Origin of the sequence: Flavobacterium sp. (assembly GCF_049318325.1) — a bacterium.
Classification (GTDB): Bacteria; Bacteroidota; Bacteroidia; order Flavobacteriales; family Flavobacteriaceae; genus Flavobacterium.
Window position 1 is genome coordinate 1 of sequence record NZ_JBMOGQ010000079.1, and the last position, 10,499, is coordinate 10,499.

General features: G+C 35.9%; 9 protein-coding genes. 3 read left to right on the forward strand and 6 right to left on the reverse strand.

Annotated elements, in window-relative coordinates:
- Window positions 1–147: 147 nt before the first annotated feature.
- Together ACOYLP_RS08060 and fsa are read left to right on the forward strand one after the other, a co-directional pair.
- Complete coding sequence (locus tag ACOYLP_RS08060; RefSeq protein WP_422855667.1) at window positions 148–951, forward strand: SDR family oxidoreductase; 804 nt, start codon at window positions 148–150, stop codon at window positions 949–951.
- 136 nt (window positions 952–1,087) lie between these two features.
- Window positions 1,088–1,744: a fructose-6-phosphate aldolase gene (gene fsa / locus ACOYLP_RS08065; RefSeq protein WP_422855668.1), complete on the forward strand. Its 657-nt coding sequence runs from the start codon at window positions 1,088–1,090 to the stop codon at window positions 1,742–1,744.
- A 67-nt stretch (window positions 1,745–1,811) separates the two neighbouring features.
- On the opposite strand, the gene ACOYLP_RS08070 is transcribed toward fsa, so the two are convergent.
- A complete protein-coding gene (locus ACOYLP_RS08070) occupies window positions 1,812–3,182 on the reverse strand; it encodes a TlpA family protein disulfide reductase (RefSeq protein WP_422855669.1) in 1,371 nt (456 codons plus the stop codon).
- A gap of 197 nt (window positions 3,183–3,379) precedes the next feature.
- Here ACOYLP_RS08070 and ACOYLP_RS08075 point away from each other — a divergent pair, with 197 nt between their 5' ends.
- Window positions 3,380–5,002 (forward strand): ABC-F family ATP-binding cassette domain-containing protein, encoded by a 1,623-nt coding sequence (locus tag ACOYLP_RS08075; RefSeq protein ID WP_422855670.1) that lies wholly within the window; start codon window positions 3,380–3,382, stop codon window positions 5,000–5,002.
- 39 nt (window positions 5,003–5,041) lie between these two features.
- Here ACOYLP_RS08075 and ACOYLP_RS08080 read toward each other — a convergent pair whose 3' ends face one another.
- The 5 genes from ACOYLP_RS08080 to udk all read right to left on the reverse strand — a co-directional run bounded on the left by ACOYLP_RS08080 (window position 5,042) and on the right by udk (window position 10,366).
- Complete coding sequence (locus ACOYLP_RS08080; RefSeq protein WP_422855671.1) at window positions 5,042–5,452, reverse strand: hypothetical protein; 411 nt, start codon at window positions 5,450–5,452, stop codon at window positions 5,042–5,044.
- Between the two features lie 399 nt (window positions 5,453–5,851).
- Window positions 5,852–8,035 carry a methylmalonyl-CoA mutase gene (gene scpA / locus ACOYLP_RS08085; protein WP_422855672.1) on the reverse strand — a complete coding sequence of 728 codons (2,184 nt, stop codon included), beginning with the start codon at window positions 8,033–8,035 and terminating at the stop codon, window positions 5,852–5,854.
- A gap of 3 nt (window positions 8,036–8,038) precedes the next feature.
- A complete protein-coding gene (locus tag ACOYLP_RS08090; protein ID WP_422855673.1) occupies window positions 8,039–9,400 on the reverse strand; it encodes a methylmalonyl-CoA mutase subunit beta in 1,362 nt (453 codons plus the stop codon).
- A gap of 2 nt (window positions 9,401–9,402) precedes the next feature.
- Window positions 9,403–9,756 carry an FtsB family cell division protein gene (locus ACOYLP_RS08095; RefSeq protein ID WP_422855674.1) on the reverse strand — a complete coding sequence of 118 codons (354 nt, stop codon included), beginning with the start codon at window positions 9,754–9,756 and terminating at the stop codon, window positions 9,403–9,405.
- Window position 9,757: 1 nt separating this feature from the next.
- Window positions 9,758–10,366, reverse strand: coding sequence for a uridine kinase (udk, locus tag ACOYLP_RS08100; protein WP_422855675.1), 609 nt, complete (start codon window positions 10,364–10,366; stop codon window positions 9,758–9,760).
- Between the last annotated feature and the right edge of the window lie 133 nt (window positions 10,367–10,499).

Below are 10,499 nucleotides of genomic sequence, written 5' to 3' on the forward strand. Positions count from 1 at the left end.
GAAGATTACGGTTTGGGTATCAAATTAAACTAATTATCTTTAACCGAAATTTAGAAGGATAGATAATAAACGAATGGATAATAGTTCTTCTCGTTTATAATTATTGTCTTTCATCTATCGGTCTCTCATCTCTTATCTTAAAAAAAAATGAGCAAAGTAGTTTTAATCACAGGCGGTTCCTCAGGAATTGGGAAAGCCATAGGCGAGTTTTTATTTCATAAAGGATTCACGGTTTACGGAACGAGTCGTAATCCGGAGAAAGTTATTAATTCCATATTTCCCTTGATTACGTTGGATGTTAGAAGTGTAGAAAGTATCAAGAATGCAGTGGAGAAAGTAATTTCTATTTCCAAACGAATAGATGTAGTCATTAACAATGCTGGAGTTGGAATTACGGGACCAATAGAAGAAACGCCAACCGATGAAATGCGGAATAATTTTGAAACCAATTTCTTTGGACCAATAGAAGTTATTAAAGCGGTTTTGCCACAAATGCGCGAACAAAAATCAGGTTTGATTATAAATATTACTTCCATTGCTGGTTATATGGGTTTGCCTTACCGAGGCATTTATTCGGCTTCAAAAGGAGCGCTCGAATTGGTTTCGGAAGCAATAAGCATTGAAGTAAAACCTTTCGGAATAAATATAGTTAATATTGCTCCAGGAGAATTTGCAACTGAAATTGCAGCGCATCGTTATCATGCGCCAATACTTGAAAATTCGGCATACAAACCGGCTTATGAGAATACATTAGGTATGATGAACTCGCATATGCATAGTGGTGAAGATCCAAATGATTTTGCCAAAGAAGTATACAGTATTATACAAAACAAAAATCCAAACCTTCATTATAAAATTGGGGCTTTTATGCAAAAGTTTTCCATTGTTTTAAAACGAATTTTACCTGACCGAATTTATGAAAGTATGTTGATGAATCATTATAAGCTTTGAGAGACTTTGTAGCTGAGAGGCTAAGTATTTCAATAAAAAAAAACTCAGAAACTTAGGAACTCAGTAACTCAGCAAATTAAAAAAACGTAATTTTGCGAAACAAAAAACACAACTTTTTATATTTAAACAATACACTATGAAATTTTTTATTGACACAGCCAATTTAAAAGACATCAGAGAAGCACAAGCACTTGGTGTACTAGATGGAGTTACAACAAACCCTTCGTTGATGGCTAAAGAAGGAATTACCGGTAAAAACAATATTTTGAAACACTATGTTGACATTTGCAATATTGTTGATGGTGATGTAAGTGCAGAAGTTATTGCGGTTGACTATGAAGGTATGATTAAAGAAGGCGAGGAGTTGGCTGATTTACACGATCAAATTGTGGTAAAACTGCCAATGACCAAAGAAGGAGTGAAAGCGTGTAAATATTTTTCAGATAAAGGAATTAAAACCAATGTAACTTTGGTTTTCTCTGCTGGTCAGGCTTTGTTAGCGGCTAAAGCAGGAGCAACATATGTTTCTCCGTTCTTAGGAAGATTAGACGATTGTTCTACAGATGGTTTAGCTTTGATTCAGGAAATCCGCGATATCTATGATAATTATGCTTTTGAAACCCAAATTTTAGCAGCTTCTATTCGTCACACTATGCACGTTGTGAATTGTGCCAAAATTGGTGCTGATGTAATGACAGGACCATTATCTTCAATTTTAGGATTGTTAAAACACCCTTTAACGGATATTGGTTTAGCGCAGTTCCTAGCAGATTATGCAAAAGGAAATAAATAAGAAAAAGCTTTTGTATAAAAAACCCGATTCAATATCTGAGTCGGGTTTTTTCATTTTTGCCTAATGCCTATTTTAAATTCTCTTCAAACTGAGAATCAAATATATCAGCAAATGCATTTTTGATTACACCTTTGTCATCAAGGATTATAGTACGATGAATTTTGTTGATTGCCCATTTGTTTTTTATAATTTCAAAATTGGAACAATGCACTTCTGTAATGCCTTTGAACTTATATTTTTCCAAAGTTGATTTCCAGTCTTCTTCACTGTCATTAACATTTACAGCCACAAAATTATATTGTGGAAACTTGGATTTTAGTGTCATTATTTTTAAGTGTACTGCTTCTAAATGAGACTTTGCGTTTTTTGTCCAAAAGAAGAACACTGTGTTTGGTTTTGTCAAAGTTGACAAAGAAACAGAATTACCTTTTGTATCTATTAAAGGCACTTCGGGTAATGTACCACCAACTTTTAGCATCTGAATAGCATTGCATAGTGTTATTATTTCATTCTTTTTGCTCTTATCTGTAGAAAGTTTTTTATAAGAAGTCAAAAAAGTATTGTTATTGCTCATATTCTGATCTTCGAGTAAATAGGTAAAAGCAATATTATTTAGAATGTTGTTTTTCACCTTTTGATTTTTAATCAAAGTGTCAGCAATAGTCATTTTATTGATATTGGTTTTTAATGCCAAGTCCTTTTCACTAAAATGATTATGATAATTTATTGTACCCATATTGTTAAGCATGTGTGACAAATACATAACATAAGGCGCATAATTTGAAAGTTCTTCATTGTTAAAATCAATAGTCTTTCTGTAGTCATAATAATTAGCCGGCAATTTATCAATCAAATCTTCACCTGTTCTGATTTTGTGAACTATGGGATATAATTCCTTTTTGGAATAATAATTAAAATCTAAAGCAGCTTTGGCAAAAACATCAAAATCATCATTCCATTTAAACTCTTGCTTTTTTGTGTTGTAAAGAGTAGTTTCCTTGGCAAATTTCGAATCTATTTCTTTGGAAAAGTTATCAAAATTATCATCGAAATAGTCAAACATTTTGTATTTGTCTTTTTCATTTTTCAAATAAATTTCCATTAAGAAATTATTTTTTTCTTCACCACGACCACAAAAAACAATCGACTCGTCAAAGTCTTTTGAATTCAATCGAACCATTATACTATCGTTCTTGTCAAAATATACGTATTGATATTCAGGTTCGTGTTTGAAAGTATATAATCCTGGAGCTAGTGAATCAAATTGCGTAAAGAAGCGATTGTTTTCGTCAAGTTTTAAGGTGTCAATGACTTCATTGTCTTTACAGAAAAGCACATAAGAATTATTCGGATTTACGACTTCGCCACCAAAATAAGCGACATATTCACAACCTTTAAATTCGCTCTTACACGAACTTAAAAGAATTATTAGAGGCAAGAAAAGAAGTATGTATTTTATTTTTTTAAACGTATGCATTCATATGACACTATCTAACAAAAATATTTCTATATAATGGATTATATTGTTAAGTATTAGTTAAATAAACTAACATAAAAAACTGAAAACTATACACTGAACACTGAACACTGAACACTTTTAACTACTTTTGCAAAAATTTTTATAAAATATATTTCATGTTAACTGTAAATAATTTATCAGTCCAGTTTGGTAAAAGAATATTGTTTGACGAAGTTAATACCACTTTCACACAAGGCAATTGCTATGGTGTGATTGGTGCCAATGGTGCAGGAAAATCTACTTTTCTTAAAATACTTTCCGGAGATATTGACCCAACATCGGGAAGAGTTTTTCTTGAGCCCGGGAAACGTATGTCGGTGCTGAACCAAAATCACAATATGTTCGATGAGCATACCGTTTTGGAAACCGTGATGATGGGGAACAAGGTTTTGTTTAAAGTAAAATCAGAAATGGATGCTTTGTATGCCGATTATGATGATGCCAATGCAGATAGAATAGGCGAGTTGCAGGTGCAGTTTGAAGAAATGAATGGTTGGAATGCCGAGTCCGATGCCGGTGCGATGCTTTCTAATCTTGGTATTTCATCCGATATGCATTATACATTGATGAGTGAAATGGAAGGTAAACTGAAAGTTCGTGTTCTTTTGGCGCAGGCGCTGTTTGGAAATCCAGATGTGTTGGTAATGGATGAGCCTACGAATGACCTGGATTTTGAAACGATTTCTTGGTTAGAGAATTTCCTTGCTAATTATGAAAATACTGTTATTGTGGTTTCTCACGACCGTCACTTTTTGGATGCGGTTTGTACTCATATTTCCGACATTGACTTTTCAAAAATCAATCATTACTCAGGGAACTATACGTTTTGGTACGAGTCAAGTCAGTTAGCGGCGCGTCAAAAAGCACAACAAAACAAAAAGGCAGAAGAAAAGAAAGCCGAGTTGGAAGAATTCATCCGTCGTTTTAGTGCCAACGTAGCCAAATCGAAGCAGGCTACTTCGCGTAAAAAGATGATTGAGAAACTGAACTTAGACGAAATCAAACCTTCAAGCAGAAGGTATCCTGCGATTATTTTTGATGTAGAAAGAGAAGCCGGAGATCAAATTTTACACGTGCAAGGCTTAGCTGCCTCTGCTGATGGTGAAATATTGTTTAAGAATGTTGATTTGAATATGGCCAAAGGCGATAAGGTAGTTGTTTTCTCAAAAGACTCACGTGCTACAACAGCTTTTTACGAAATTCTAAATGGAAACTTAAAAGCGGATGCCGGAACATTTGATTGGGGAATTACAACGACACAATCGTATTTGCCAAATGATAACAGCGCCTTTTTTACGGACGGAAGTCTGAATCTGGTGGATTGGTTACGTCAGTTTGTGAAAACCGAAGAAGAGCGCGATGAGGTTTATGTGCGTGGTTTCTTAGGGAAAATGATTTTCTCGGGAGAAGAAGCATTGAAAAAATGTACCGTTTTATCTGGAGGAGAAAAAGTACGTTGTATGTTATCGAGAATGATGATGATACGTGCCAATGTATTGATGTTGGATGAACCTACCAATCACTTAGATTTGGAATCGATTACGGCGTTTAACAATTCACTTAAAAACTTCAAAGGTTCGGTGTTATTTACTACACATGACCATGAGTTTGCCCAAACGGTTGCCAACAGAGTATTAGAAATTACGCCGAACGGTGTTATAGATAGGTATATGACTTTTGATGAATATCTTGATGATGAGAAGATTCAGGAAATGAGAAAGAAGATGTATACTAACTAGTCGTAAATAATTTGTATGGTTATTTACGACTAGTCACTTTTATTTCGCAAACGGACTTTCGTAATTAAGTAACGTTTTGAAATGGTTAACCACAAAATCATGTTCCTCGGGCGGAGTCATTTTTTCGGCAGACTTGTTTTCTATTTTCAAATGGTCGTATTTGTGTTCTTTACGGATGAGGTTAAATAACTCGGTTTTTGCGGTGGTTGGACCAAAGAGAAGAATTTCGTCATAGTTTTCTACAATTGCTATAATGGCTTTGTAAAAGGCTTTTAGTTTTTGGTTTTCTTTGTGGTGTAACAAACTCTCACTGTGTTGCAAACTATCTTGGTTGTCTAATCCTTGTAGGTCTGATTTAATTGTTGTTGCTTTGAGTTCCTCAGTATTGTATTCTATTACACGCGCTGTCGTATGGTCTAACCAGATACCAACTTTTCTTTTTGCTTTCATATTGTTTGATTTTAAAGATTATTAAATTAGTCTTCGGAGCAAACAGATGGCCAATTTTTGTTAACTAAAGTTACAATTTTTTAATTTGAAAAGCTAGGATTATGAATTTTATTTTGGTGGTGTTGTAAAATAAAAACACCCATTTTAAAGTGAGTGTTTGTTGTTGTAAAATAGGAAATGATTAATGCCGTTAGTGAATCAATATAGGTAGCATAGTGATGGTAATAGAAGAAATCCCTTTGGGATGATATAATCTATATGGCTTATAAAATTGTATGATTGTATATTTAATAAAATATCAAACCTATGGGATTTCTATACCTGACAGGTATAGCTAAAATAGGAATGAAATTTTAAAGGGTGTTACACTTTTTGTGTACTTATTTGAATCTGGTTGATTTAGTCTTCTAACAATACTTCCAAAATACTAATAGCAGCTTCGCTTATTTTGGTACCCGGTCCAAATACTGCAACGGCTCCGGAATCAAATAAGTATTGGTAGTCCTGTGATGGTATTACGCCACCAACGATGACCATAATATCTTCACGACCATATTTCTTAAGTTCTTCTATTACCTGAGGAACTAGGGTTTTGTGTCCGGCTGCCAGAGAGGAAACGCCAAGTATGTGGACGTCATTTTCAACCGCTTGTTTCGCAGCTTCTTTCGGGGTTTGGAATAGGGGACCAATATCGACATCAAAGCCAACATCGGCATAGCCAGTAGCGACAACCTTAGCACCACGGTCGTGACCGTCTTGTCCCATTTTGGCAATCATAATACGCGGACGACGTCCTTCTCTCTTAGCGAAATCGTCAGCTAATTGTTTGGCTCTTTCAAAGCTTTTGTCGTTTTTTATTTCTTTGCTGTACACGCCACTAAATGATCTGATTTGTGCTTTATATCTCCCGAAAACCAATTCTAGTGCATCACTGATTTCACCTAGTGTAGCTCTGTTTCGGGCTGCTTCCACGGCTAAAGATAACAAATTATTGTCATTCCCATCCAAATGGGAATCTTTTGAATTTTCTGCCCACAACCTAGCGCTTTCGGTTAATTTTTCCAGACAGGCTTTAACCTTATTGTTGTCTCGTGTGGCTTTGATGCGCTGTAACTGTTCAATTTGTTGCTTGCGCACCATTTGGTTATCCACATCCAAAATGTGTAATGGGTCTTCTTTGTCGAGACGGTATTTATTAACGCCTACAATAATATCCTGTGAACTGTCTATACGTGCCTGTTTACGTGCTGCCGCTTCTTCGATACGGAGTTTCGGAATTCCTGCTTCGATGGCTTTTGTCATACCACCTAATTCTTCAACTTCCTGTATTAATGCCCATGCTTTTTCGGCAATTTCTGACGTAAGACTTTCTACATAATAACTGCCTGCCCAAGGATCGACGGTTTTGCAGATTTTCGTTTCTTCTTGTAGAAATATTTGAGTATTACGGGCAATACGTGCCGAGAAATCTGTTGGTAAGGCAATCGCTTCGTCTAAGGCGTTGGTATGTAAAGACTGCGTTCCGCCAAAGGCTGCGGCTGCCGCTTCAATTGCAGTTCGAGCCACATTATTAAATGGGTCTTGCTCGGTTAAACTCCAACCCGATGTTTGGCAATGCGTACGAAGCGCTAATGATTTTTCGTCTTGTGGATTGAACTGTTTTAATAGTTTGGCCCATAACATTCTGCCTGCGCGCATCTTAGCAATTTCCATAAAATGGTTCATACCTATGGCCCAAAAGAACGATAGACGTGGAGCGAACTCATCTATTTTCATGCCTGCTGCTAAACCGGTTCGGATATATTCGAGACCATCAGCCAAGGTGTAAGCCAATTCGATATCAGCAGTGGCGCCTGCTTCCTGCATGTGGTAGCCCGAAATTGAAATCGAGTTGAATTTCGGCATTTTTTTGCTAGTATATTCAAAGATATCGGCAATGATTTTCATCGAAGGCGTTGGCGGATAGATATACGTATTACGTACCATGAATTCCTTTAGGATATCGTTTTGAATGGTTCCAGAAAGCAATTCGGGAGTTACGCCTTGTTCTTCGGCAGCGACTATATAGAATGCCATAATTGGCAATACCGCACCGTTCATAGTCATGGAAACCGACATTTCATCTAACGGAATCTGGTCGAATAAGACTTTCATATCTTCAACAGAATCGATAGCTACTCCGGCTTTTCCGACATCACCCACTACGCGTTCGTGATCAGAATCGTAACCCCTATGTGTAGCCAAATCAAATGCAACGGATAACCCTTTTTGTCCCGCCGCCAGATTACGGCGATAGAAAGCATTACTTTCCTCGGCAGTAGAGAAACCGGCATATTGACGAATTGTCCAAGGACGTCGTACATACATTGTAGCATAAGGACCACGAAGGTTGGGGGCAAAGCCCGAGCCGAAACCGATGTGTTCGATGTTCTCAATGTCGGTTTCTTCGTAAAATGGCTTGATTTCGATACCTTCTGCGGTTTGGAAGTTGTCGGTTATTGGTTGTTGGTTGTCGGTTTTTAAACTTTTCCCTTCTCCCTTATCTCTAATCTCTAATTTAATATGTTGGATGTTTTTTCTCATAGCTTATTGTTCTTGAGATAAACGTTCTTGTTCCATTTTCTCAGCCAATCGTTTTTCAATAATTGGTACGATTAGGGTTTTACGTGGATTTTTTTTTACAAATGGAAACAACTCTAAATCGTGTTTCATTTTATCGTTCTTGTTCGGGTATTTGTTCGTTCCCAATAAGACTTCTTTACCGGTATCAAACAGTTCTTGTTCTTTAGCAGCACTTTCGCTAATTTTCTTTTGGATTTTACCTTCTATTAGTTGGGTAATAAAACCGCCTTTTTCTTCAATTTCTTTAAATAATAATAAAGCTTTCTCGGCTAATTGTTCGGTTAAGGTTTCTATATAATAAGCTCCGTCAGCCGGGTTACTAACTTTATCAAAATAGCTTTCGTGTTTTAAAATCAATAATTGGTTACGTGCAATTCGGTCACCAAATTCGTTGTCTTTGTGATACAAACTATCGTAAGTAAGATTTGCTATGTTATCGGCTCCACCTAAAACAGCACTCATGCATTCAGTTGTAGTGCGTAGCATGTTCACATTGTAATCGTACAAAGTTTTGTTGCGTTTTGTTGGTGTAGCGATGATATGGCAATCGAAAGTGTGATTGTATTCAGCTGCCAAAGTGTTGAATAATAAACGTAACGCTCTCAATTTTGCAATTTCAAAAAAGTAATTTGTGCCTACCGAAACTTCAATCATTATCGGTTGATTACTATTTTTGATCCGGTTGAAATATTCGTTGACGTGGGCTAGGGTGAAGGCGAGTTGCTGAACCATATTAGCTCCAGCGTTTTGGTATAGTCCAGATTGAATAGTAATAAATGGAACAGCAGATTTACTACTAATTGTGATTAGCTTTTCGAAGTCTTTTTCGCCGTTTTCAAACCAGTTTCCGTCTTTTGTAAGTTGACCGATTGGATCAAGTTGGATACAAAACTTTGCATTGTTATTAGCAGCAAAGTCATTTATTTTGTTAACGAAATCGATTGATAGAAACGGTAAATAAAAAAAACAAGTTGTGTTTTTTAGAGGAAGATTCTGCATTAAGTTAACTAGGTTAACATTTTCATTTTCAATAGTAAAACGAATACTTTCAGCGCCACGATTTAACGTGTCTAAAGCTCTTTTATTTGATATGGCTACATCATGTACGTGGATGTTTTGCATAATATCAAAAGGCTTGGTTCTTTCTTTTAAAGTGAACTTTATTTCTGTTTCATCTTCGTGATAAAATGGTCTTACCTTGATTCCTTCCAGACTTTCCCATACCAAAGTGTCATTATAATCGGCACCTTTTAGTTCGTACTGAATTTGTTGTTTCCATTGTTTGGAGGAAACGGGTTCAAAAGCATCAAATAAATTTTCAGCCATATTTATAAAGATTTTGAATCTGTTTTTTCGTCCTTGATGGAATCGTCTTCAAATTCGATGATATAGATGTCTTCGCTATCGCGTTTCATATAATACTTTTCGCGCGCGTATTTTTCTATTTGGTCTGGATTCTTGAGTTGTTTGATATTTTCTCTATCCTTTCTGATTTCGTCTTGATAGTATTTTTTATTGTCTTCGAGTTCGTTGAGTTGCTTGTTTAAAATGCGGTGTTCCAGATAAGAAGTATTATCCAGGAAAAGCATCCAAATGGTAAAAAAAACCAAAACAATAACATATCTATTCCCGAGGATTTTCAGGATAGGATAGGCATTGGTTAGATTTTTAAAGTAACTCATTTTAGGTAATTCTTTGATTAATAACAGCTCTTACCACATCGATAGCCACTGTATTGTATTTATCATTTGGTATAATAATGTCTGCAAATGCTTTGGTTGGTTCTATGAATTGTTGGTGCATAGGCTTCAATGTTGTTTGGTAGCGGTTTAATACTTCTTCCATGTCTCGACCACGTTCAGCAATATCACGTTTTAATCGGCGAATTAATCTTTCGTCTGAATCTGCGTGGACAAATATTTTAACATCAAACATTTCGCGTAGATCAGGGTTTGCTAAAATCAAAATCCCCTCAACTATCATTACTTTTCTAGGATGCGTGATTATGCTATCGTCTGTTCGGTTATGTGTTACGAATGAATACACAGGTTGCTCAATAGTATCTCCTTTTTTCAAAGCCTTAAGATGATTTACCAATAATTCAAAGTCAATAGCTCGGGGATGATCAAAATTAATGAGTGCTCTCTCTTCAAAACCTAAGTTATGGTTTTCTCTATAGTATGAGTCTTGTGAGATTACGCCGACTTCGGTCTTAGGTAATTCATTAATAATTTGTTGTACAACCGTTGTTTTTCCACTTCCGGTACCACCAGCAATTCCAATAATTAGCATATGTAGTTGTGTAGTTTTAGTTTCAACAAAAATAGAAATTATATCGGAAGTTTATAGTGAAAAGAAAATAGAAAATAGAGAAAAGATGCAGGAGAAAAGAAAAAGTGGGTAATTTGATGTAATGCATATATAC

What these genes read in the sequence shown, in the direction of transcription:
- scpA (WP_422855672.1), bottom strand. Translation starts at nt 8,035, where the DNA reads ATGAGAAAAAACATCCAACATATTAAATTAGAGATTAGAGATAAGGGA.
- ACOYLP_RS08090 (WP_422855673.1), bottom strand. Translation starts at nt 9,400, where the DNA reads ATGGCTGAAAATTTATTTGATGCTTTTGAACCCGTTTCCTCCAAACAA.
- ACOYLP_RS08060 (WP_422855667.1), top strand. Translation starts at nt 148, where the DNA reads ATGAGCAAAGTAGTTTTAATCACAGGCGGTTCCTCAGGAATTGGGAAA.
- ACOYLP_RS08095 (WP_422855674.1), bottom strand. Translation starts at nt 9,756, where the DNA reads ATGAGTTACTTTAAAAATCTAACCAATGCCTATCCTATCCTGAAAATC.
- fsa (WP_422855668.1), top strand. Translation starts at nt 1,088, where the DNA reads ATGAAATTTTTTATTGACACAGCCAATTTAAAAGACATCAGAGAAGCA.
- ACOYLP_RS08075 (WP_422855670.1), top strand. Translation starts at nt 3,380, where the DNA reads ATGTTAACTGTAAATAATTTATCAGTCCAGTTTGGTAAAAGAATATTG.
- ACOYLP_RS08080 (WP_422855671.1), bottom strand. Translation starts at nt 5,452, where the DNA reads ATGAAAGCAAAAAGAAAAGTTGGTATCTGGTTAGACCATACGACAGCG.
- udk (WP_422855675.1), bottom strand. Translation starts at nt 10,366, where the DNA reads ATGCTAATTATTGGAATTGCTGGTGGTACCGGAAGTGGAAAAACAACG.